17 protein-coding genes and 1 pseudogene are annotated in these 23,558 nt (G+C 67.8%); 5 read left to right on the top strand and 13 right to left on the bottom strand.

The features are described from left to right. Window positions 1–4: 4 nt before the first annotated feature. The 7 genes and pseudogenes from DC347_RS12325 to DC347_RS12355 all read right to left on the bottom strand — a co-directional run bounded on the left by DC347_RS12325 (window position 5) and on the right by DC347_RS12355 (window position 8,180). On the bottom strand, window positions 5–688 hold the full coding sequence (locus DC347_RS12325) for an N-acetylmannosamine-6-phosphate 2-epimerase (protein WP_109045645.1): 684 nt from the start codon (window positions 686–688) through the stop codon (window positions 5–7). Continuing rightward, window positions 685–1,650, bottom strand: a complete 966-nt coding sequence (locus tag DC347_RS12330; RefSeq protein WP_206073930.1) for an ROK family protein — start codon at window positions 1,648–1,650, stop codon at window positions 685–687. The genes DC347_RS12325 and DC347_RS12330 overlap by 4 nt, the downstream gene beginning before the upstream one ends. Window positions 1,651–1,660: 10 nt before the next feature. Beyond that, window positions 1,661–2,590 carry a dihydrodipicolinate synthase family protein gene (locus tag DC347_RS12335; protein WP_018760914.1) on the bottom strand — a complete coding sequence of 310 codons (930 nt, stop codon included), beginning with the start codon at window positions 2,588–2,590 and terminating at the stop codon, window positions 1,661–1,663. A 43-nt stretch (window positions 2,591–2,633) separates the two neighbouring features. After that, window positions 2,634–3,440, bottom strand: a complete 807-nt coding sequence (locus DC347_RS12340) for an ABC transporter ATP-binding protein (protein ID WP_109045647.1) — start codon at window positions 3,438–3,440, stop codon at window positions 2,634–2,636. After that, a pseudogene (locus DC347_RS12345) lies at window positions 3,437–5,558 on the bottom strand (dipeptide/oligopeptide/nickel ABC transporter permease/ATP-binding protein). The gene DC347_RS12340 and the pseudogene DC347_RS12345 overlap by 4 nt, the downstream one beginning before the upstream one ends. Before the next feature lie 3 nt (window positions 5,559–5,561). Next, a complete protein-coding gene (locus tag DC347_RS12350; protein WP_043423759.1) occupies window positions 5,562–6,518 on the bottom strand; it encodes an ABC transporter permease in 957 nt (318 codons plus the stop codon). Between the two features lie 21 nt (window positions 6,519–6,539). Then, on the bottom strand, window positions 6,540–8,180 hold the full coding sequence (locus DC347_RS12355) for an ABC transporter substrate-binding protein (protein ID WP_109045648.1): 1,641 nt from the start codon (window positions 8,178–8,180) through the stop codon (window positions 6,540–6,542). Between the two features lie 151 nt (window positions 8,181–8,331). Between DC347_RS12355 and DC347_RS12360 the strand changes: the two genes are divergently transcribed. Next, the gene (locus tag DC347_RS12360) at window positions 8,332–9,225 is read left to right on the top strand and encodes a DUF4862 family protein (protein ID WP_109045649.1); all 894 of its coding nucleotides are present in this window, start codon (window positions 8,332–8,334) and stop codon (window positions 9,223–9,225) included. A 4-nt stretch (window positions 9,226–9,229) separates the two neighbouring features. Here DC347_RS12360 and DC347_RS12365 read toward each other — a convergent pair whose 3' ends face one another. Continuing rightward, window positions 9,230–10,948: an exo-alpha-sialidase gene (locus tag DC347_RS12365; protein WP_109045650.1), complete on the bottom strand. Its 1,719-nt coding sequence runs from the start codon at window positions 10,946–10,948 to the stop codon at window positions 9,230–9,232. A gap of 149 nt (window positions 10,949–11,097) precedes the next feature. Between DC347_RS12365 and DC347_RS12370 the strand changes: the two genes are divergently transcribed. Beyond that, entirely contained in the window at window positions 11,098–14,052 is a 2,955-nt protein-coding gene (locus DC347_RS12370) for an exo-alpha-sialidase (protein WP_109045651.1), read from the top strand. Window positions 14,053–14,132: 80 nt separating this feature from the next. On the opposite strand, the gene DC347_RS12375 is transcribed toward DC347_RS12370, so the two are convergent. Together DC347_RS12375 and DC347_RS12380 are read right to left on the bottom strand one after the other, a co-directional pair. Beyond that, window positions 14,133–14,837: an ABC transporter ATP-binding protein gene (locus DC347_RS12375; RefSeq protein ID WP_018760922.1), complete on the bottom strand. Its 705-nt coding sequence runs from the start codon at window positions 14,835–14,837 to the stop codon at window positions 14,133–14,135. A 26-nt stretch (window positions 14,838–14,863) separates the two neighbouring features. After that, the gene (locus DC347_RS12380) at window positions 14,864–15,967 is read right to left on the bottom strand and encodes an ABC transporter permease (protein ID WP_109045652.1); all 1,104 of its coding nucleotides are present in this window, start codon (window positions 15,965–15,967) and stop codon (window positions 14,864–14,866) included. Window positions 15,968–16,132: 165 nt separating this feature from the next. Here DC347_RS12380 and DC347_RS12385 point away from each other — a divergent pair, with 165 nt between their 5' ends. The 3 genes from DC347_RS12385 (at window position 16,133) to DC347_RS12395 (ending at window position 19,887) form a co-directional block, all read left to right on the top strand. Continuing rightward, window positions 16,133–17,485, top strand: coding sequence for a sensor histidine kinase (locus DC347_RS12385; protein WP_206073931.1), 1,353 nt, complete (start codon window positions 16,133–16,135; stop codon window positions 17,483–17,485). Further along, window positions 17,478–18,137, top strand: coding sequence for a response regulator transcription factor (locus tag DC347_RS12390; protein WP_109045653.1), 660 nt, complete (start codon window positions 17,478–17,480; stop codon window positions 18,135–18,137). Before DC347_RS12385 ends, DC347_RS12390 begins: the two co-directional genes overlap by 8 nt. 136 nt (window positions 18,138–18,273) lie before the next feature. Next, on the top strand, window positions 18,274–19,887 hold the full coding sequence (locus DC347_RS12395; protein ID WP_109045654.1) for an AMP-binding protein: 1,614 nt from the start codon (window positions 18,274–18,276) through the stop codon (window positions 19,885–19,887). 167 nt (window positions 19,888–20,054) lie between these two features. Here the strand turns inward: DC347_RS12395 and DC347_RS12400 are convergent, their stop codons facing one another. The 3 genes from DC347_RS12400 to katG all read right to left on the bottom strand — a co-directional run bounded on the left by DC347_RS12400 (window position 20,055) and on the right by katG (window position 23,483). Then, window positions 20,055–20,357, bottom strand: a complete 303-nt coding sequence (locus DC347_RS12400) for an antibiotic biosynthesis monooxygenase (protein ID WP_109045655.1) — start codon at window positions 20,355–20,357, stop codon at window positions 20,055–20,057. Next, a complete protein-coding gene (locus DC347_RS12405) occupies window positions 20,354–20,893 on the bottom strand; it encodes a GNAT family N-acetyltransferase (RefSeq protein ID WP_109045656.1) in 540 nt (179 codons plus the stop codon). Before DC347_RS12405 ends, DC347_RS12400 begins: the two co-directional genes overlap by 4 nt. Before the next feature lie 295 nt (window positions 20,894–21,188). After that, window positions 21,189–23,483 (bottom strand): catalase/peroxidase HPI, encoded by a 2,295-nt coding sequence (katG, locus tag DC347_RS12415; RefSeq protein ID WP_109045658.1) that lies wholly within the window; start codon window positions 23,481–23,483, stop codon window positions 21,189–21,191. Window positions 23,484–23,558: the final 75 nt, after the last annotated feature.

The following is a 23,558-nucleotide window of genomic DNA, read 5'->3' on the forward strand; positions in this document are numbered from 1 at the left end:
GCGGTTAGGCCAAGGCGTCCACGAACCAGCCGGTGAGGGTGGCGGGGTGCGTTATGGCCGTGCCCACCACCACCGCGAAGGCGCCGGCGTCGAGGGCCTGCCGGGCTTGCGCCGGCGAATGGACACGGCCCTCGGCGATCAGCGGGACACCGAAACCAGCCGCTGCGATATCCGCCAGCAACTCCAGGTCCGGGCCGGCGGTCTTGGGGCGCTCGCCGGTGTAACCGGCCAAGGTGGTGCCGATGAGGTCCGCACCGGCCTCGACGGCGGCGGCGGCATCCTGGAGCGAACCACAGTCCGCCATGACCAGGGCGTGGGATTCCTGGTGGATCCCGGCGACAGTCTGCGCCAGGGTCAGCCCGTCCGGCCGGTCGCGGCGGGTCCCGTCCACCGCCACCACGTGGGCGCCGGCGTTGGCCACGGCCAGGGCGTGCCTGAACGTGGGTGTGATGAAGACCCCGTCATGCCCGTCTTTCCAGAGCCCAATGACCGGAACCTCGACGGCGGCGCGCGTGTACTGGATATCGGCCAGGCCTTGCACGCGGACCGCCGCGGCGCCGCCGATCACGGCGGAGGCAGCCACCTGGGCGGTGGTGCGGGGATCCCGCATGGGTTCGCCGGGGTAGGCCTGGCAGGACACGATGAGCCGGCCCCGCAGGGATTCCAGGGCTTCGGGGGACAGGATCATGGAGTGCTTCCTTGGCTGGTGTGGAGGGGCAGAAGAACCAGGCGGGCAGCGCCCACAAGGGCAGCGGCATTGCCCAGGGCCGCGGGTACCACCGGCAGGTCTCCCAGCGCCGGCAGCAGTTCAGCCCGGAGCGCCACCCGCATGGGCTCCCACCACCGCTCCCCGGCATCGGCCAGGCCGCCGGAGACCACAACGATTTCGGGATCGAGGATGTTGGCCAGGCCGCCCACCGCCTGGCCGGCGGCCGCAGCGGAGGTGTGGATGGCCTTGGCGGCAGTGGTGTCGCCGGCGCCGGCCAGGGCGAAGACGCCGCGGGCGTCGCGGGCAGGGGCGGTGCCACCCAGCCGGAGGTAGGCCTCCAGGAGGGCCGGGCCCGAGGCGATCGCTTCGACGTGCCCTGACCCGCCGCAGACGCACGCCAGCGCAACGCCCCCGTGAAAGGCGTGCGGTGAGGCGAAATGGCCCACATGTCCGCCGGCATGCCGGTGTCCCAGGACGGGCCGGCCGTCCACCACGAAACTGCCGCCAACGCCCGTGCCGAACGCCACCAGCAATGAACTTGCAGTCCCTGCGGCCGCTCCGGTGCAGGCCTCACCCAGGGCGTGGGCGTGGACATCGTTCACTGCCCGGACGGACGACGCCGGCAGGTCCAGCCGGGCGGCCAGGCCTGCGGTCAGTGCCGTCCCGGCCCAGCCCCGGATGGCATCCGTGGCCGAGACCACCACGCCGCGGGCGGAATCGATCACACCGGCGGAGCCGATTCCAACCCCCGACACGGCCAGGCCCTCTTTGCGGGCCCGGCCAATCAACGCGGTAACCAGCGCAGCAGTGGCATCGAGGATGGCGGACCCGCCGTCACGGTTCAGCGTAGGGATGGTCTCCGAAAACAGAACCTCCCCCGCGGCAGAGACCACTCCCGCTGCAGTCTTGGTACCGCCAAGATCAACACCAACGGCGTACATCACCAGCGTTTTACACCAGGCCGTTGCGTTCGAGGATGACCTTGATCGCGGTGGTCTCTTCTTCGTTCAACGCCTGCATGGGTGCGCTCATGGTGTTGGATTCGATGACGCCCATGAGCTGCAGCGCCGTCTTGAAGGCACCCAACCCGGCCGCCCCTCCGGAGACTCGTCCGTTGGGGGTGTAGACGATCTCGAAGAGGTCGGCCAGGCGGTCTTGTTCGGCGGCGGCTTTCGCCCAGTCGCCGGAAGCTGCAGCGTCCACCAGGTTGCGGTAGCCGCGGGGATCCACGTTGCCCAGGCCCGGAACCACGCCTTGTGCGCCGCCGAGCAGGGCACCGTCCACCACCACTTCGTGTCCGGTGAAGATGTCGAAGTTGTCGATGCCACGGGCGGCGAGCAGGAGCTGGCGGAAGGCGACGTCGTCCCCGGAGGAGTCCTTGACGCCGGCGATGACGCCGTCGCGGCCCAGCCGGACCAGCAGGTCGGTGGGGAGCTTGAAATGGGTGCGCACGGGGACGTCGTAGGCGAAGACCGGGGCGTCAACGGCTGCATGGATGCTCCGGAAATGCGTTTCGGTTTCCTCGGCGTTGCCGATCGCGTAGTACATGGAGGTGACCACGATGGCATCCGCGCCAAGGTCCACCACCCGCTTGGCTTCCTCGATGACGCGGTTGGTGGTCTGTTCGTTGGCGCCCACGATCAGCGGCACGCGGGCTGCGCCAGCAGCAGAATTCGCCTCGGCGATGGTGCTGACCACCTGTGCGCGTTCGGCGTTGGTCATGTAAGGCACCTCCGCTGAGGAGCCCAGGACGAAGAGCCCGGACACGCCGCCGTCGAGCAGGTGTTTGGTGAGGTTCTGCAGCGAGGCGGTGTCGATGCTGCCGTCTGCGTGGCGGGGGGTGACGACAGGGGGAATGACGCCCGAGAACTGGGAAGACACGGAAAACTCCAATGCGTGGTTGTAAGAGGTGGGGTTGAAAATTTCAGGTGTGCAGCAAACTGGGCGCGGCACCGAGGAGTTTGCGGGTGTAGTCGTTCCGGGGGGCGTCGAACACCTGGGCCGCCGGTCCTTCCTCCACGATTTCGCCGAAGTACATGACGCAGATGCGGTCGGAAACGTAGCGGACGGTCTGGATGTCGTGGGAGATGAACACCATGCCCAGGTTCAGTTGGGTCTTCAGGTCCGAGAGCAGGTTCAGCACCTGGGCGCGGACGGACACGTCCAGCGCCGAGGTGGGTTCGTCGGCAACGATGATGTCCGGGTCCAGGGCCAAGGCCCTGGCGATGGCAACACGCTGGCGTTGCCCGCCGGAAACCTGCGACGGCGTTACTTCCGCCGCGGAGGCTGGCAGGCCTACCAGCGCCAGGAGTTCCTTGACTTTGGCGGCCCGGGACGCGGCGTTGCCGATGCCGTGGACCTGGAGCGGGTCGGTCAGGATGTCCTGGATGGTCATGCGCGGGTTCAGTGCCGTGGCGGGGTCCTGGAAGACGACGGAGACAGCGCGGCCAAACTCCTTTCGCATGGCGGCGTTGCGTTTGATGGCCGGTTTGCCGTGGAACAGCACCTCGCCGGACGTGGGCGCCTGCAGCCCCACCAGGACCGAGGCCAGGGTGGACTTGCCGCACCCGGATTCGCCCACGATGCCCACCGTTTCGCCGCGGCTGATGGTGAAGTCAACCCCATTGACGGCCTTGACGATGTTGGGCCGGAAGAGCCCGCCGGTGCGTGCGCGGTGATGGACCTTTACGTCCTTGAGTTCGATGACCGGTTTGCCGGTGGATACGCTCACTTGGCGTCCTCCTTAAGGTGGCTGGCCCAGTAATGGTCCGAGTCCCCGCCCACGGCGGTGAGGACCAGTGCCTGGTTGGGGTCGGCATCGCTGCGCAGGGACCGGGGTGCGAAGCGGTCACCGCTGGCGAAATCCTGGGGCGAAGGCACGGTGCCGGGGATCTGGTGGAGGCGGGCAGCGTCCGCTTCGATGGAGAGCACGGCACCCAGCAGGCCGCGGGTGTATTCGTGTTTCGGGTTCCGCAGCAGTTCGGATGCACGGGCGGATTCAACCACCTGGCCGGCGTACATCACCGTGATCCGGTGGGCCAGCGAGGCCACCAGCGCCAGGTCGTGGCTGACGAACACCATGGCGAAGCCCAGCTGCTCCCGCAGTTCGTTGAGCAGGTCCACCACCTGCTTCTGGACGGTGACGTCCAGCGCGGTGGTTGGTTCGTCTGCCACCACGATCTTGGGCGAGCGGGAGAGCGCCATGGCGATCAGGACGCGCTGGCGCTGGCCGCCCGAGAGCTCGTGGGGGTAGCTGGCCAGGGTGCGGACGGGGTCCAGTTTGACCATCTCCAGCAGTTCGGCCGGTGTCTTCCGGCCGCCGCGGCGGGTCAGCTGCGTCATCTGGTCCTTGATCTTCATGGACGGGTTCAGCGAGCTGAGCGCGTCCTGGTAGACCATGGCGATCTGTTCGCCGCGAAGCCCCTGGTAGGCCTTGACGTTGCTGTGCCCGGTTTTTGGATCCAGCAGTTCCTTGCCGTCGAAGGTGATGGAACCGGTGATCTTCGCTGTCTTGGGCAGCAGGCCCATGATGGCCAGTGACGTGATGGACTTGCCGCAGCCGGATTCACCCACCAGGCCCATGGTTTCGCCTTCGCGGACGGTGAAGGAGACGTTGTCCACGATGGCTGTGTCACCGAAGCGGCCGGGGAACCGGATGGACAGGTTCCTGACTTCCAGGACGGTGCGGGTGTTGGCGGGGACCTGGGGCAGCCGGTCGGTGCGGGTGGCCTCGACGGCGGCGAGGAGTTCCAGCTCGCGGTCCAGCAGGGCGTGCGGGGTGGCGGCCGCCGCGCGGCGGTCGGTCAGCAGGGCGGAATGGGCCAGCTCGCGCTCGCCGGCATTCGCAGTTGTTGCCTCGCGGACGCCGTCGAGCTCGTGTTCCTCCACGACTGAGGGTTGCGCAACCGAGGTGGCTACCTCGGTGTCCACCGCGGCGACAGCCGCGCCGGCCACCGATGCCGCGGCGCCGTCGTCGTCCTTCACCGCAGGTGCCTTGCGGAGCCGCGGGTTCACCATGGCATCGGTGAGTCCTTCGGCCAGGATGTTCAGCGCCAGCACGGTCAGCAGGATGGTGAGGCCGGCGAAAGTGGTGGCCCACCACCCGCCGGAGAGGACCAAGTTGCGGCCGTAGGAGATCACATTGCCCCACGACGGGGCCGGATCCTGCACGCCGGCGCCCAGGAAGGACAGCGAGGCTTCGAGGATGATCGCGTCGGCCACCATCACCGTGGCGAACACCAGGACGGGGGCCGCGGTGTTGCGCACGATGTGCTTGGCCAGGATGTAGAAGCGGCCGGCGCCGATGACCCGTTCCGCCCGGACGTAGTCCTCGCCGTACTGGGCGAGCACGTTGGCGCGGACCACCCGGGCCAGCTGCGGGGTGTAGATGATGGCGATGGCCACGATGATGGTGGGCACCGAGTTACCGAATGCCGCCAGCAGGACCGCCGCCAGGGCAATGCCCGGGAACGCCATGAGGATGTCCATGAGGCGCATGAGCAGTTCGTTCACGGCCTTGCTGGATGTCGCGGCGAGCGAGCCGAGGAACGCGCCGGCGAGGACCGCCAGCGCCACGGCGCCCAGGCCGATCATCAGCGAGGACTGGGAACCGTAGAGCAGGCGGGAGAAGATGTCGCGGCCCAGCCGGTCGGTGCCGAAGAAGTGCTCGGCGCCGGGAGGCGTGGCCGGCAGGAAGGTCTCCAGCGGGTCGTGCGGTGCCAGGACCGGGGCGAAGACGGCCGCGAGGGCGATCACCACCAGGAAGGAGAGGGCCAGGCGGGAGCCCCAGGGCAGGGCCTTGAAGCGAAGTCCGGGGGGCGCTCAGACGTTCAGCGAGTTTGCTGCGCATGGGTCACACGGTCCTGATTCGGGGGTTGATGAGCAGGTAGAGGAGGTCCACGGCAATGTTCACCAGGACGAAAGTCACGGAAATGGTCAGGACCACGCCCTGCACCAGGTTCACGTCAAGGTTGGTGATGCCGTTGAGGATCAGCTGGCCCATGCCGGGCAGCGCAAAGATCATTTCAATGACGACGGCGCCGCCCAGCAGGTAGCCGATCCGCAGTCCCAGCACGGTGACCGGAGTGACCAGGGCGTTGCGGAGCACGTTCCTGGAGACCACTTCCCGGTACGGGACGCCGTTGCCGATGGCGGTGCGGACATAGTCCCGGTCCAGCTCCTCCACCATGGAGGTGCGGACCACCCTGATGAGGGAAGCCGAGACCGGGATGCCCAGTGCCAGGGCGGGCAGCGCCATCGAGTTGAGCCAGCCGCCGAACCCGGATTCCGGGGTGGCAATGCCGCCGGACGGGAACAGCGGTGCCGGACCAAGGGCGAACCACTGGATCAGCAGGATGCCCAGCCAGAACGACGGCGTTGCCACCGCGGCGATGGAGAAGACCCGCACCAGCTGGTCCTGCCATTTGTCCCGGTACAAGGCGCCGATGATGCCGAAGACCAGCGAGACCACGACCGCGATGATGACGCCCAGGAACGTCAGCTGCAGCGTCAGGGGGAAGGCTGAGCCGATCATGCTTGCCACGGATTTCGCCGGCGGAGTGGTGACTCCGAGGTCGAGCTGGAGGAGTTTTCCAAGGAAGCGGAAGTACTGCAGCAGCAGCGGATCGTTCAGGCCGTTGGCCTGCCGGTACTGCTCTTTCGCTTCCTCGCTGGCCCCTTCGCCCAGGGCGCTGCTCGCCTGGTCGCCGGGGGCGGCCTGCAGGACGAGGAACACGAGCAAGGTGATGCCCAGGACCATCAGCGGCAGGGCTGCCAGCCTCCGGCCCAGGAGGCGCAATATCGTGGTCAATGTAGTCTCCGGTTGGTGTGGCTAGGCGGTGCGGCCCACACCAACGAAGGAAACTCCGGTGGTGGGAAGGGGCTGGAAGCCGCTGAGCTTCTTTGCATCCCAGGCGCTGGGAAGCTGGCGGTGGAACAGCGGGTAGAGGGGCACCTCTTCGGAGACCAGGTCCACGATCTGCCCGGTGAGCTTCTTGGCGTCATCCTTGGACGACTGGCCGGCCTTGGTCATGAGGTCCACGAGCTGGGCACGCTCCGGCGTCGAGCCCCAGTAGGCGCGGTTCTTCATCCAGGTGTCACCGGCGTAGAACCAGCTCAGCAAGAGGTCTGCGTCGTTGCCGAAGACGGACGGATCGCCTGGCGCCGCAACCACCTTGTAGTCGCCTTTGCCGACGCGGTCCGTATACAAGGCGCCGGACTGCAGGTTCTTGAGGGTCACCTTGACACCGGGGATCTTGTTCCAGGATTCCAGCATCAGGGGAGCAACGTCCTTGACCCACGCGGTGTCCGTGGTGAGGAGCTCGAACTCCAGGCTGGAGACGCCGGCCTGCTTGAGGAGGTCTGCAGCCTTGTTGGGATCGTAGCTGTAGACGTTCTTGGCCTTGACGTAGTCCGGGTGGCCCTCCTGGAAGTAGGAGCTGGCCGGCTTGGCGTTGCCGAACAGGGCTTTCTTGATGATGGAGTCCTTGTCCAGGCCGTAGTGCAGGGCCTGGCGGACCAGCTTGTTGTCGAACGGCGCGGCGGAGCAGTTGAACATCAGGAACAGCAGGCCGAACGACTGTACGGATTCAACGGTGGCTGCGGACTTGAGCCCCTGCATGTCCAGGTAGGGGACGTCCTCGATGGCCTGGACCCGGCCGGACTGCATTGCGGTCACGCGGGCGGCGGCATCGGAGAGCAGCAGCCAGGTCATGCCCTTGGCCAGTGCCGGCATGGGGCCGTTGTAGGCCTGGTTCGCCTCGAAGATGATCTTGTCGTCCTTGACGGCGGAAACCAGCTTGTACGGGCCGGTTCCAACGGGCTTGGCATCGAAGGATTTCAGCTGGTCCGAGCCGGCCGGGAAGTTGGTGAGCGCCTTGGGCACCACCTTTACCACCGAGATCCGGGGTCCGAAGCCGGGGAAGGCGTACTTCAGCGTGAATTCCACGGTCTTGGCGTCGAGGGCCTTGACGTCCTGGATGAACGGGATGAACTGCGAGAACAGGGACTTGTTGGCGGGATCCATGACCCGGGTAAAGGAGAAGACCACGTCCTCGGCGGTGACCGGGGTGCCGTCGTGGAACGTGGCGCCTTCGCGGATGGCCACCTGGTAGGTGGTGGGGTTGACCATCTTGGGATCAGTTGCAGCCAGGGCGTTGTAGGGCTCCCGGGTTGCCGGGTGGAGCTCAACCAGGCCCTCGAAGACGTGCAGGTTGGCGGCCATGGGGGTGGCGCCGGAGGAGGAAATGGGATCGAAGCCGGTGGAGAGGGCGTAAGAGATGCCGGCCTCGATGGTGAGGTCCTTGTTGATCGGCGAGGTGTTGGTGGTTGAGCTGCTGGTGGTGGCGGCCGGTCCACCGCAGGCGGCCAGGGAGCTGGCAAAGGCTGCGGCCAGGCCCATGGCCCCGCCGAGTTTGAGGAAGTTCCGGCGGCTGGCGTCATTGACCAGCGGCAGGTTCTTGATGTTGTTCATTGGCCTCACCGTTCAGGAGATGTTTATCGGATGTAGGATGTCCTAGCTCGTATGGAAAACTGTAAGTCCCATCACAGCCAGCGTCAAGTGGACTAATGTTTCTTGCATTTACGCTTGGCCTGACGCCATACCCTTCGCGAATGGAGCTTCCTTGTCCTTGATTGTCGGCGCCTACCCCGCCCAGCCCGTCGAACTGCAGGAGCAGTTCTACCGGGGCCTCGCTGCCATTTCCCCGATCCGCGGACTTGAGCTTCCCTATGGTCCGCATGGCGGGACCGGCTGGCCCGCCGGGGCGCCGGAGGCCTGGTCCGCGGTGGTCACCGCCATCCCCGGGACCATGCAGCGGCTGGCCGCCAACGCGGCGTTCGGCCTGGCCTCCGCTGACACGGCGGGCCGGCGGGAAGCCCTCGACTTCGCGGCGGGTGTCCGGGAGTATGCCCGCGGGCTGCAGGATGCCGGGCATGAGGTGGAGGCTGTTGAACTCCATTCCGCGCCTACCGGGGGCGCCTCCGCCCGCTGGTTCGAGGAATCGCTCAAGGAAGTCCTGGAGTGGGACTGGGGATCGGCGCGAGTGCTGATCGAACACTGCGACGCCCCACGCCCAGGGGCAAGTCCGGAGAAGGGGTTCTTGTCCTTTGCCGAAGAGGTGGACATCGCCGTTTCGCTCCGGAACCAAGGTTTGGAGCGCGTGGGTGTGACCGTTAACTGGGCGCGCTCAGTCATCGAATCAGGCAGTCCTGAAACGGCAGTTGAACACCTGTCGCTCGGCCGTGAAGCAGGCGTCCTCGAGGGCCTGGTCTTTTCCGGCTGCTCGCCGGAGGAAACCGGCTTCGGCTATGCGTGGATCGACGCGCACCTCCCCGCAGTGGAGATCCAGGGCGCCCCGCCCAGCTCCATGCTGAACCGCCACGAAATTGACCGGTGCCTTGCCGCAGCGGGTCCGCTCCCCATCCTTGGGTTCAAGATCGGCCTTGGTCCGGACCAGCTGTCGCCGGAAGAACGCGTGGAGCGGCTCCGGCACATGTCGGTCCTGGTGGGGGAGTAGCGGCTCAGCGCCCGGTACTCCCGGCCACGGTGATGGCTCCCGACGCGACGTCGCAGCGGAAGGTCCGGGACAGTTGTCGCCTGCCGGCCCCCACCGCTGCTTCCACTGCAAAGGCAACCTCAAACGCATCCTGTTCCACGTCCTCCGCCGTCACGGTGTAGGTGGGCGTGAAGTAGAGAACCTCCTGGCCCGGCGGGAGGTCGGTTGCCGGAAACTCCCCTGCCCCCGGACCGTGCAGGCGCACGTCCCGGGCGGTGTGGCTGCCGTCATTCCGGGCCCTTCCGGTGAATGCCAGAATGTCCCCGGCCTTGTACCCGGGAATGACCGGGCCGTAGTTCAGGTCCTGCGACTCCCTGGTGCCCAGGACCTGGGCCTGGTCGGGGGAGTAGGCCTGGCCGATCTCCTTCCACGACTCGGCGCCCCAGCCGTCTTTGCCTGGCGCCATCACGTGGAACTCGCCGGCGTTCTGCCACACGGCGGGAAGTCCCGGGGTGATGGACCGCAACTCCATGTCGAAGGCCAGGCCCGGCTCGGACGGCGGCAGGCCGGCGTCGGGCCCTGCTGTATCCGGTGACGAAAGCTGGCCGGTGAGCTGGCCCGACGGCACCGAGGCAAAAACGATCTCGCGGTAGCCCTGGCGTTCGTACAGCACACCAATGTTGCCGTCCGGCAGGCGGGTGGCGGTGGAGTACGCCGAGCTGCCCGGGCACAGCACCAGCTTGGCAGGCCAGGTGGCGCCGTCGTCGGGCGACAGGCTCAGCACGGTGTTGCGGCGCAGATTGGGGTCCTGGTTGTTGGTGGCCAATAGCCAGGAATCCGTGGCCGGCGCGGCGAGGCCGGTGACGGACGGCAATCCGTCGAAGCGGGCCAGTGAACCGTTGTCGCTGGGATCGGGAAGGTCCGCGACCGGAACCGGCGTGCTCCAGCTGTGGCCGCCGTCGTCGGAGACGGCCGCAAGGCGCTGCGGCGTGGCCCGGCTGTGCAGGAGCAGCCTGCCATCGCTGAGCGCGGCCACCTTGTTCTCGTTGGGGGCGCCGCCGTCGGCTGTCCCCTCAATCAGCCGGCCAAGCCGCCAGGTATCGCCATGGTCGTCGCTGTAGGCCGAGGCTGCCATGATCCTGCCCCCGCTCAACACCACATACTGCTGCACCAGCCGCCCCTGGTGCGGGCCGCAGTGGACCTGGATCCCTTGGCCGGCCGCGGCGAAGATGCCCGTGATCTCCCGTCCGCTGCTTGCCTTGAGGTCCGCCGTAATGCGCCGGTGCTGCCAGGTCAGGCCGTCGTCGTCGGACATGCTGAGATCGCAATGCTGGACTTGGTGGTCGTGGTGGTCCATCCCCGCTGTGGCCTCGAAGAAGCCGGCATGCGTCCCGGCGGCGTGGAAGAGGAAGATCCGTCCGGAGTCGGCGTCAACCAGCAGGCTGGGGTCCCCGAATCCTTCCAGCCCGGTTCCGGTCCGCACCACTTCCTGGCCACTCCAGGTGCGCCCGCTGTCCGTACTGCGCCGGATCAGCAGGTCGATGGGACTTGGGAGATCGTCCAGGTTGGGCCGGCCGTCATAGGCCGCGAGCAGTGTCCCCCTGACGGTGACGGCGAGGGCGGGGATCCGGTACTGACGGTAGCCGCCGCGGCCGCGGGCCGCCAGGACATGCTCGACGGCGGGCCGCGCGGCGGGGATGGCGGGGCGTGCGGCGCGGGTGGCGGGAAGGAGATGGGATGTCACATCTACAGCATAGCCACCTCTGGCTTTGTGACTGTCGGCACATTACATTGGTAGGACGTCGTACGTAGTAGGAACAACATTTGAAGGTCCTGAACGACGACGCCCTGCCGAGAGCCGCATCGCCGCGGCATCCAGAAAGGTCAGTCCCTTTGCCACATTCCCAAAGACACCGCACACCCCTGACACTGTGCAGAACCGCCGGATCAGCCGCCCTGGCCCTGGCACTGCTTGCCGGAGGTGTTGCGGCGCAGGCGGCGCCCATTCCTGGCAACAGCCCCACCAACCCGCCCGGAACCTTCCAGGAAACCAACCTGGGGTCCGACCGCACCGCGGACAACTTCTTCTACCGCATCCCCGCGCTGACCTACCTTGGCAACGGTGTGGTCCTGGCGGCCTGGGACGGGCGGCCGGGCAGCTCCGCGGACGCGCCCAACCCCAACTCGATCGTCCAGCGGCGCAGCACGGACGGCGGGCGCACGTGGGGGCCGGTGCAGGTGATTGCCGCAGGCCACGTGGCCGATGCCGTGGCGCCGAAATACGGCTACAGCGATCCCTCCTACGTCTACGACGCGGAGGCAGGCAAGGTCTTTGCGTTCTTCGTCTACTCAAAGGACCAAGGATTCGGCGGCAGCCAGTTCGGCAATGATGACGCGGACCGCAACGTCATTTCCTCCGCCGTGATCGAATCCTCCGACGGCGGCCTCACGTGGACCGGGCCGCGGCTCATCACCAACGTCACCAAGCCGGGCGCCAGCAGCACCAGCCCGGTTGCGGGCGATGTCCGGTCCAACTTCGCATCCTCCGGCGAAGGCATCCAGCTCAAGTACGGCCCCTACAAGGGCCGGCTGATCCAGCAGTATGCCGGTGACGTCCGCCAGGCCGATGGAACGAACAAAATCCAGGCGTACAGCGTCTATTCGGACGACCACGGTGCCACCTGGCACAAGGGCGCCAACGTGGGTGACCGGATGGATGAGAACAAGACCGTTGAGCTCTCCGACGGCAGGGTCCTGCTGAACTCCCGGGACAACGCCAACCAGGGCTACCGGAAGGTTGCTGTTTCCAGCGACGGCGGGGCCACCTACGGTCCCGTCACGCAGGACACGGAGCTGCCGGATCCGGCCAACAACGGTTCCATCGCCCGCATGTTCCCCAACGCTGCCCCGGGCACGGCGGACGCCAGGAAACTGGTCTTCACCAACGCCAATTCCAAGACCGCGCGCGAGAACGTCTCCGCCCGGGTCTCGTGCGACGACGGCGCCACCTGGCCCGGGGTGCGCACCATCCGTCCCGGGTTCTCCGCCTACTCCACCGTGACCCGGCTGGAGGATGGCAGGTTCGGCGTCCTCTACGAGGGGAACTACACGGACAACATGCAGTTCTCCACCTTCGACGACGCCTGGCTCAACTACGCCTGCGCACCGCTGTCCGTCCCCGCCGTCACCACGGCGCCCGGTGCCACCCAGCAGGTGGCGGTCACCGTGACCAACCAGGAAGCCGCCACCCTGTCAGGGGCCACCGCCACCGTCTTTACCCCCACGGGCTGGTCCGCCACCACGGTGCCCGTGCCCGACGTCGCCCCCGGCGCCTCGGTTGCCGTCAACGTCGCCCTGACTGCGGCGGCCACGGCCAGCGGGCCGCAGAACCTCAACGCAGCGCTAACGACGGCGGACGGCCGGGTCTCGCAGTCCACGTTCACCGCCACCGTGCCGGTGGCGCCGCAGGTGGGCCTCAGCATCACGGGAGCTGCACCCGCCCGGGACGTGGCGGCCAACCCCTACAAAGCCGGCGACGTGCTGGGGTACACCTTCGCCGTCAAAAGCACGGCGAACGTGACGGCCAACTCGGTGCCGGTCTCGGGGAACTTCGATGCAGGTTTCCTGCCGCCGTCGGCGCCAAACTGCCGGTACAACAACCTGGCCGCCGGCGCCTCCTACAACTGCACCACTGCCAAGCACACGCTCACCGCGCAGGACATCGACCGCGGCTACTTCGTCCCCGAGGCAACCTTCAGCATCACGGCCAGCGCGACGCCGACGCTCACCAAGACCGTTGCCTTCAGCGGGGCCGCGGTGCCGCTGCGGGACGGGCTGGTGTCCGCCGGCATCGCAGGCAGCCGCAACGACGCCGGCCGCGACCTCGCCACCCAGCCGTACACGGCGGGCGAAGCGTTCCCGTACAAATTTGATGTGACCAACAGCAGCCCGCTGGTGGAAAAGGTGGTCCCCACCGCCGGCAACTTCAGCCCGTTCCTTCCCGAGGGGCCGGGCAACTGCCGTTACAGCGTCCTCCCCGCCGGACAGGGGTACACATGTGCCACGCCCCGCCACACCGTGACGGCCGCGGAAGCGGACCAGGGATTCTTTGTCCCGGACTCCACCTGGGAGTTCAGTGCGGCCGGCCAGACTACCCGGACCTACGCGGTGAACGGCGGCGAAACCGACGTGAAAGTCCGGGACGCCAGGCTTGACGGCACCGTTGCGGCCGAGTGGACGGACCGGGACGGCGACCGCTATGCCTCCGCAGGCGACGCCATCACGTACACCTACACCTTGGGCAACGCCGGAAACGTATCCCTGGACAATGTGGTCGCCCCGGATGCCGGCATCGAGGCACCGCACCTGGCGGCGGGCGGCACCCTGGCGGCCACCCGGTCGTACAGCCTGACCGCCGCGGACGTCGCGGCCGGGAAGCTTGGACCGGTCACGTTCGCTGCCACGGCAAACAACGGTGCCAAAGGCGTGTCCGCCACGGTGACCGGCGGTGCCATCCAGTTGAATGTGCAGCCTGCCCAGCCGGACCTGGTTCCCGCGCTTGCGGTGCAGGACCTGGACGGACAGGTGGCACCGTTCGACCTCGGCACCGCGGACAAATACCGCAACGGCCAAAAAGTGGTCCTCGCGGGGCTCGACTACGGCCAGTGGTATTACGTGTACCTGAACAAGCGCAGCTACCGGATCGGCTGGATCTTCCCCACCACGGACAACACGGTGGAATTCATCCTGCCCGCCGGCGTGCAAAACGGCCGCGATGACGTGGTGGTGCTGGACAAGGACGGCAAGCAGGTCTCGTTCGACCGGCTCCAGGTGACCCCGAAAGGTTAGCCCGGCTGCCCAGCGGACAGCATCGATGAGGATGGCCCCGGCGGTGATCCCGCCGGGGCCATCCGGGGTGAGGCCCGTGTTCAGGCTCCCGCCAGCACAGGCGCGGTGAGCCTGCCGTCGCGCATGGTGGCCACCAGGTCCGTCAGCGGCACGAACTCGGTGTCGTGGGTGACCATCACAGTGGCAACCCCGAACTCGGTGGTCACCTGGCGCAGCAGCCCGATGATCGAGGCGCTGCGTTCGTGGTCCAGGGCGGCGGTTGGCTCGTCCACCAGCAGCAGTTTGGGATTGCCCATGAGTGCCCGGGCAATGTTCACCCGCTGGCGCTGGCCACCGGAGAGCTGGTGCGGCAGTTTTCGGGCGCTGCCACCGAGCCCGACGACGTCCAGCAGTTCCGCAGCCTTCGCCCGGGCCGCCTTGGCGGACCTGCCCCGCAGGTGGTCGCTGATGATGAGTTGCTCGGCGGCCGTGAGCGATGCCAGCAGGTTGGGCTGTTGGAAGATGATGCCCACCTTGTCCCGGCGCAGGGCGGTGAGTTCCTTGTCCTTGAGGCCGGCTGTGCCCGTGCCGTCAATGAGGACCTGCCCGCGGGTGGGGCGGACCAGGGTGGCGGCGGTGGCCAGGAGGCTGGACTTGCCCGAGCCGGACGGGCCCACCAGCGAGACCAGCTGACCGGCCCGGGCCGTGAGGCTGACCCGGTCCAGGGCCGTGGTGGTCCCGCCGCCATCGGGGTATTCGAGGGTGACGTCGACCAGGCTCAGGGGAGCAGGGGTGGGGGAGGACATGATGGCGTTCCTTTCGTAAGGGTGGATCAGTTGCCGCCGAGCGCCAGCAGCGCATCGACCTTGGTGACGCGGCGGACCGCCAGTGCGGCGCCGGCCAGGCCCAGGGCAACAATCCCGACGACGGGAAGCACCGTGGTGCCGGCGTTCAGCAGGAACGGGGCAGCCTGGGCCGCCAGCGCACCGGCGGCGACGCCCACTGCTCCACCGATGGCGGCCCCGGCCACGAGGACGATCGCGGCCTGGGTCATGGCGTCCTTAAGGATGTAGGAGCCGGAGGCGCCCATGGCCTTCAGGACGGCGATGTCGCGGGTGCGCTGGATGGTCCAGACCGTCAGGAAGGCAACGATCACCAATGACGAGATCCCGTACAGGAAGGCCTGCATCAGGGTCAGGGACCCGTTCTCGCTCTTGAAGGAGCCCAGGGCCTGGAATGATCCGGTCCGGGATTCGCTGACCGTGCCTGCGGCCGCATTGGCCTCGGCCCCGTCCACCGCGGCCCCGGGCACGGAAGTGACGGCGATGACCGTGGCCAGCTGGTCGCCGTCGGACACGTGCGCCACCTTTGCCCATGCGGGCAACGCAGTCCACACCACGCTGGTGTGCGCGTACCACTGGTCCGGCACCACGGCGGCTACGCCCAACTCGATGCCGCCAACAGAGATCTTGTCGCCCTGGCCTGCGGACAGCGCTTCCGCCGTCGAGGCGCCCAGCACCGCGGTCCCGGCGGATACCTCCACCGGTGCCAGCGGGCTGCCCGGCGAGACCCCGAACACGGCGACGTTGGCGGTCCCCGCGCCCCCGGCCGCCTGCGCCCGGGTCTGGGTGATGCCCAGCGGTTCGGCGGACTGGACGCCGGGCTGGTTCCTCCACCGGGCCACCTGCCCGGCCGTCACGGAGCTTTCCGTGTAGGACGCCTTGGGCGTGCCGGCCCCGGGAGCGCCGAACGCGATGACGTCCACCGGCCGGGCGGCGGACGCACCGAGCTTGCCGATTGCCGACGTCGACTGCTCGGCGAGTCCCGCCGTCAGGCCGGACAGCATGACCAGCAGGAGGGTAATCAGGGCTACGACGCCGCCCATCATGGCGAACCGGCCTTTGGCGAAGCGGATATCGCGGATTGCCAGGAACACGTTGTTTCTTCTCTCAGCAGGGTGGATTCTCTTGTCCTTCCACTCTCCCGGCGGAAGCCTGCGGCGGCATCGCGGGGACGGTTGATCCGCGGGAATGGAAAGGTTGAGCCCGCAGTCAACCTTTTGGTTGATCCCGTCCCGGCGGGCCCGGCATAAGCTGATGAAATGCCTGCCACGCCCCTGCCGCCGTCACCGCAAAAAACCGGCGGCGCCCCGGCCAAGGGGCCGCTGGCCGCCCTGGAAAATGCGTCATCGGCCGCGATCCTCCGGGTCCTGCGCGTCACCTTGCACGCTGGGTTCGCCGTCCTGTTGGCCGTCGCCCTGGTCCGGTTGTTCCTTGACGGCGGTCCGCTGCGCTGGCTGTGGGAGGCAGCCGCCGTCGTCCTGGCCGTCATCTACCTGGCTGGGACCGTCCTGGAAAAGCGGCACGCCGAAGCCAGGATCGGCTTCAACCCCCGCCGCTACGGCCTCCTGTGGCTGGGCCTGGTCACGGCCCTGTGGGCGGTGCTGCTTGCCGGGAGTGCGGACTTCGCCTGGCTGGCCTTCCCCATCTTCTTCCTGCATCTGCACCTGCTGCCGCGGCGCGCGGCGCTGCTGACGATCGCCCTGATGACCGCGGCGGTGATCGTCTCCCAGTGGGCAGCGAGCGGCGCGCCGGTCCCGCCTGCGGCCGCCGTGGTGGGGCCCGTGCTGGGCGCGGTGTTCTCCGTGATCACCGGCCTCGCCTACGCGGCCCTCTACCGGGAGGCAGAGAACCAGCGGCGTGCGGCGGACGAACTGCGGCGCACGCGCGAGGAACTGTCCCGGTCCCAGCACCAGTCCGGGGTGCTGGCGGAGCGGGAGCGCCTGGCCCGGGAGATCCACGACACCTTGGCGCAGGGGCTGTCCAGCATCGTGCTCCTGGGGAGGGCCGCCGAACAGTCGCTGGCCGACGGTGACGAACCGACGGCGGCCGCCCGGCTGGCGCTGGTGCAGCAGGCCGCAGCGGACAACCTTGCCGAGGCGCGGAGCTTTGTGCGCGGGCTGTCGTCGCCGCACCTTGAGGGGACCACGCTGGTGGAGGCCCTGCGCCGGCTGTGCGGGACCACGGAGACCGGCGCCGCAGCCGCCGGGCTTGCGCTGCGGTGCCGGCTGGAGGTGGACGGTGAGCCGCAGGATCTGCCCCAGCCCGTGCGCGTGGCCCTGCTGCGGGCGGCGCAGGCGAGCCTCGCCAATGTCCGCGACCACGCCCGGGCCGCGAACGCCGTCGTCACCCTTGCCTTCCTTGGCACGGAGGTGACCATGGACATATACGACGACGGCACGGGCTTTGAGCCGTCCCGAGCGGCCGGTGCCCCGGACGCTGCGGACGGCAGCGGGTTCGGGCTGCGTTCGCTGCGGGAGCGCGTTGCCGGCCTTAACGGCTCGCTGGCGGTGGAGTCCGCACCCGGGGAGGGAACGGTGGTGGCCATCCGGCTGCCGGTGGAGAGTCCCGTTTCGGACGGTGCTGCCCCGCTGGAAGGACGAAGCGATGGGTGAGGTCCGGGTCCTGCTGGTGGACGACCATCCCGTGGTGCGTGCCGGCCTGCGGGCCATGCTGACGGGGTTCGACGGCATTTCCATTGCCGCTGAAGCCTCCGACGGCAGGGCTGCGCTGCACGAACTGGCGCGGCTGGCAGCGCTGGACAGGATGCCGGATGTGGTGCTCATGGACCTGCAGATGGGGGAGGGGATGGACGGCGTCACCGCCACTGCCGAGATCCGGAAGCTCCACCCGGCTCCGCCGGTGCTCATCCTCACCACCTACGACACCGACGCGGACATCCTTGCCGCTGTCGAGGCCGGTGCCAGCGGGTACATGCTGAAGGACGCACCCCCGGAACAGCTGCGGCAGGCGGTGCTGCAGGCCGCGGCCGGCGGCACGGCCCTGGCGCCGCGGGCGGCAGCACTGCTGATGGACCGGATCAGCAACCCCGGAACCTCGCTGACACCGCGGGAAGTCCAGCTGCTGGAACTGTTGGCCACCGGCCTGTCCAACCGGGGCATCGCCAGGCAGGTCTTCATCTCGGAGGCCACGGTCAAGACCCACCTGGTGCACATCTACGGCAAGCTCGGCGTGGACAACCGCACGGCCGCCATCGCCGCAGCCACCCAGCGGCGCATCATCCGGCCGCCGGGCGCCAGGGGCTGAGTTTTGATGCAGCGACGTGTCGGGCCACGGGACCTTGCCGCGTGCCTGCCACACAGTGCCGGGGGACGCCCGGTGGCCCTACTGTGCAGTAGGTTTATTCCACTGCCCCCGTGCCACGCTGTTCAAAGGAGAACGAATGTCCCGTCCGGTTCCCGCCGTTGATGCCCTTCTTGCCACTTACGGCGCGGCCGATGCCTGCGCAGCGGAGCTCCTGTGCGACAGCCACGATCCGGGCGCCGTTGCCTTTACGGTGGTTGCAGCGGACCTCTCCGCGGAGGACATCACCTACGGGGAGCTCCGGGAGCGCTCGGAGCGGGGTGCGGCAGCATTGGCGGAACTGGGGATCGGGCCCGGGGATGCCGTGGCCACCCTGATGGGAAAGTCGGCAGACCTGGTGGTCATGCTCCTGGCCATCTGGCGGCGCGGGGCAGTCCATGTCCCGCTGTTCACGGCCTTCGCGTGGCCCGCCATCGAACTTCGCCTCCGGGCTTCCGGCGCCAAGGCAGTGATCACCGACGCCGACCAGCGGACGAAGATCCAGGAAACCGGGGCCGCCGTGGTGGTGGCCGGTGCGGAGGCCTCCCTTCCCGACGTGGCGCTCGGCCCGCTCCTGGCCAGGCAACAACCGGGCATCGCGGCCGAAGCCGTGGGCGGTGACGGTGCCCTGGTGCTGATCTTCTCGTCCGGAACCACCGGCGCTCCCAAGGGTGTGCCGGTGCCGCTCCGGGCGTTGGCCGCTTTCCGCCAGTACGTCGAACTGGGCCTGGACGTCAGCGAGGAGGATGTGTTCTGGAATGCCGCAGACCCCGGCTGGGCCTACGGCCTGTACTACGGGATCCTCGGCCCGATGGCGGCGGGGCGGCGGAACCTGCTGCTGCGACCGGGTTTCTCCCCGGAACTCAGCTTCAAGGTGCTGGAGGCTTTTTCCGTCACCAACTTCGCCGCTGCTCCCACGGTGTACCGCACCATGCGCGCGAAAGCCGGCGCCGGAACAGGTCCTTTCCACCTTCGGCGCGCCTCGTCCGCCGGCGAACCGTTGACCCCGGAGGTGATCAGCTGGGCCCGGGAAATGCTTGGGGTTCCGGTGCGGGACCACTATGGACAGACCGAACACGGGATGATGATCATCAACGCCTGGCACGACGACGTCAGGACGGAGCTGCGGCCCGGTTCCATGGGCCGGCCCCTGCCGGGGTGGAGCTGCGCGGTCCTCAAGGACAATGCTGACGAACCGGCCGCGCCGGGTGAGCTGGGCCGCGTTGCCGTAGACGTGGCGGGGAGCCCCATGATGTGGTTCCGGGGGTATCAGGATGCGCCGGAGAAGACGGCCGGGAGGTTCAGCGCGGACGGCAAGTGGTACCTGACCGGTGATGCGGGCATGGTGGACGAGGACGGCTTCTATTTTTTCTCCTCCCGGGATGACGACGTGATCATCATGGCCGGATACCGGATTGGTCCGTTCGAGGTGGAGAGCGTCCTGTCCACGCATCCGGCGGTGGCGGAAAGCGCCGTGGTGGGCGCCCCCGACGAACTGCGCGGAGAAGTCCTGGAAGCCTACGTTGTCCTGGCCGGCGGGACCACCGGAAGCGACGCCCTGGTCGCTGAACTCCAGGCCCTGGTCAAGACGCAATTCGCCGCACACGCATATCCGCGCCGTATCCACTTCGTCGAGGACCTGCCAAAGACGCCGTCCGGAAAGCTGCAGCGCTACATCCTGCGGCAGCAGCGGGCCGCTTCCTCCGGCAGCTAGCGCTCAAGGTTGGATCAAGATTGGCCAAAGAAGTCCGGGACACGGGTTGGTGCCGCACGCCGGCCGGTAATTCTTAAGTGCTTCCAGGCCAGTTCCCCGGCAGGAAGTACTGGAAGCCCCCGCGCTGGAGCGAGACTCGCGCGGGGGCTGTCCCAATATTGCTTAACTCAGTGTCCTGCGGAGGACACCGCCTCGAAGTGTTCCACCACCGGAAACGGCTCGTAGAAGTGGTGCAGCAGCTGGCGCCACTGCTGGTACTCGGGGGATCCGCGGAAGCCGATGGTATGGTCCTCCAGGGTCTCCCACTCGACGAGGAGCAGGTAGGTGCCCGGCGACTCCACCGATCTGGAAAGCGACAACGCTCGGAAACCCGGCATTGAAGCGATGATCGTCCGGGCCTGGTTGAAGGCCGCCTCGAAATCCGTTTCCCGGCCCGGCAGCACCGGGAGCAGGGCGTGTTCGGTAATCACCTGGCAGGCCCTGCAGTTTTCCCGACGCCGATCCAGTACCGCCGCTTGCCGTTGCGGGTGTCCTCGTAGCGGCCGCCATTCTTTTCGATCGTTGCCCGTGACCCGGAGTTGTCCTCGTCGCAGGTCAGGAGAACCCGTTCGATTCCGAGCGCCCGGGCCACCGGGAGCGCATCAGCCAACGCCTTCGCAGCGTGCCCGCGGCGCCTTGCCGACGGCCGGACGCTGTAGCCAATGTGGCCGCCCTCGTTGAGGAGGAACTCGTTGAGGTGGTGCCGGATGGCCAGTGAGCCGAGGACGGTGGTGCCCTCCACGATCCACAGGTAGGTGCACGGGACGTACCCGGGTCTACGCACTGTTTCCGGTTTGGCGTCGTTTGCCAGTGCTTGGACCAGCTGCGCAAAAACGGTGGGGTCCTTGAAGTCCTCCAGCTCCCAGCCGTCAAGGCCGGCGCCATCCATGCGGGCTCCGTCGAATTCCGTGGCGGCCTCCAGCCAGGAAGCGTGCAGGGCGGTGTCAGGGCTGGTGAGATGGGCCATTCAACGATCGTAGCCGAGCCGCAGGGGCGGGAGCGGTGGGCCCGGAGCAACGGGCCGGGCCCGCTTGCATTCACCGTGGACAACGGAACACGGCCGAACTTGAAATCGATCGCCGGGACCCCCGGGAAAGATGACGGAAAGGGTTCGAGATGGGAATTGAAGAAGACGCGGCAGTAGTGCGGCGCGGTTACGAAGCCATCAATACGGGCGACGTGGAAACCCTCAAGGGGCTGTTCACCCCTGATGCCGTCTACCGGGCCGGCCGCACAGGCGGCCGGCCCGGAACACGGGCCAATCAGTTCAGGTCGAAGCGGTCCAGCTCCATGACCTTCGCCCAGGCGGCAACGAAATCATTGACGAACTTCTCCCCGGCGTCCTCGCTCGCATAAACCTCGGCCAGGGCGCGCAATTGCGAGTTGGAACCGAAAACCAGGTCCACCGCGGTGGCGGTCCATTTCAGCTCACCGGTTGCGGCATCCGTGATCTCGTAGGCATTTTCCTCCGATTCAGAGGCCTTCCACTTGGTGCCGGGCGAGAGCAGGTTGACGAAGAAGTCATTGGTGAGAACCTGAGGCCTGTCGGTCAGCACGCCGTGGCTGGAGCCGCCCACGTTGGTCCCCAAGGCACGCATGCCGCCCACCAGGACCGTCATCTCCGGCGCGGAGAGGTCCAGCATGTACGCCTTGTCCAGCAGGAGCGTCTCCGGCTGGAGCTTGACGCCGGCACGCAGGTAGTTGCGGAAGCCGTCTGCCCTGGGCTGCAGGTATTGGAAGGATTCGACGTCGGTTTGCTCCTGGGCGGCGTCGGTGCGGCCGGGCCGGAACGGCACCGTGACGGGGAACCCGGCGTCGGCGGCTGCTTTTTCCACGGCGGCGGCCCCGCCGAGGACGATCAGGTCGGCGAGCGATACCTTCTTGCCGCCGGTTTGTGCCGCGTTGAACTCCTCCTGGACGCGCTCCAGCACGGGCAGGACGGTGGCCAGCTGCTCCGGCGCGCCGGCTTCCCAACTGCGCTGCGGTTCCAGCCGGATGCGGGCGCCGTTGGCGCCGCCGCGCTTGTCAGTCTTCCGGAACGTCGCGGCTGAGGACCATGCCGTCCCGGCCAGCTGCGGAATGGTCAGGCCCGAATCCAGGAGCTTGGCCTTGAGCTGGGCGATGTCCTGTTCGGTGACCAGTTCATGGTCGACGGCGGGAACAGGATCCTGCCACAGCTGCGCCTCCGGAACCCACGGCCCGAGCATGTGCGGACCCACCGGTCCCATGTCGCGGTGCAGCAGCTTGTACCAGGCCTTGGCGAACGCCAGGGCGAACTCGTCCGGGTTCGCCAGGAAGCGCCGGCCGATCTGCTCATAAGCGGGGTCGAAACGAAGCGACAGGTCCGTGGTCAGCATGGTGGGGCGGTGCTTCCTGTGCGGATCGTGCGCATCCGGGATGATCTCCGGCGCGTCCTTGGCAACCCACTGGTGGGCGCCGCCCGGGCTCTTGACCAGCTCCCACTCGTATTCGAACAGGATCTCGAGGAAGCGGTTGCTCCACTGCGTGGGCTGGTCCGTCCAGGTGACCTCCAGTCCTGAGGTAATGGTGTCGCCACCCTTGCCGCTGCCGTAGGTGCTGAGCCAGCCCAGGCCCTGTGACTCCAGGTCGGCAGCTTCCGGCTCGGGGCCCACATGGGCGTCGGCGGGACCGGCGCCGTGCGTCTTTCCGAACGTGTGGCCCCCGGCGATCAGCGCGAACGTCTCCTCATCGTTCATCGCCATCCGCTTGAATGTTTCGCGGATGAACGCTGCGGCGGCCACGGGGTCCGGGTTGCCCCTGGGACCTTCGGGGTTGACGTAGATCAATCCCATCTCGGTGGAGCCCACGTCCTCGGCCATCGTCGCGTCACCGGTGTACCGCTCATCGCCCAGCCAGGCGTCCTCGGGCCCCCAGAAGATCTGCTCGGGTTCCCACACGTCCTCCCGGCCGAAGGCGAAGCCGAACGTCGTGAAACCCATGGACTCGAGGGCAACGTTCCCTGCCAGAACCAGCAGGTCCGCCCAGGACACCTTCTGGCCGTACTTCTGCTTGACCGGCCACAGCAACCGCCGGGCCTTGTCCAGGTTGGCGTTGTCCGGCCAGCTGTTCAGCGGCGCGAACCGCTGGCCGCCGTCGCCTGCTCCGCCGCGGCCGTCGTGGACGCGGTAGGTGCCGGCGGCGTGCCAGCTCATCCGGATCATCAGGCCGCCGTAATGGCCGAAGTCCGCCGGCCACCAATCCTGCGAGGTGGTCAGGACCTCCGTGATGTCCCGCTTGAGGGCCTCGACGTCGAGCTTTTCGAATTCCTTGCGGTAGCTGAACGAAGGTCCCAGCGGGTTGCTGGACCGCCCGTGGGCGTGGAGAACGGAAAGGTCCAGCTGGTTGGGCCACCAGTCCTGGTTGGTCCGCGGCCGGTTTCCCTTGGGCTGGGGTGTATCGATGGCCGGGTTTTCACTCTCGCTGCCCTGGGCCGTGGCGCTTCCATGGGCCACCGGGCACCCGTCCCCGGCATTCTGCTCCGGGCTTTGTGCGCTTCCGGGAGCGGGTACCGGGGGATGGTCTGGGCGTTCGGTCATGTGCTTCTTCCTTCCGTTGGGCCGAGGCCGCGGTTGGACTCGGGCAGCCGGTGCAACCCTCCCATTGGAACATAG

The organism is Pseudarthrobacter sp. AG30, assembly GCF_003116525.1.
Lineage (GTDB): Bacteria > Actinomycetota > Actinomycetes > Actinomycetales > Micrococcaceae > Arthrobacter.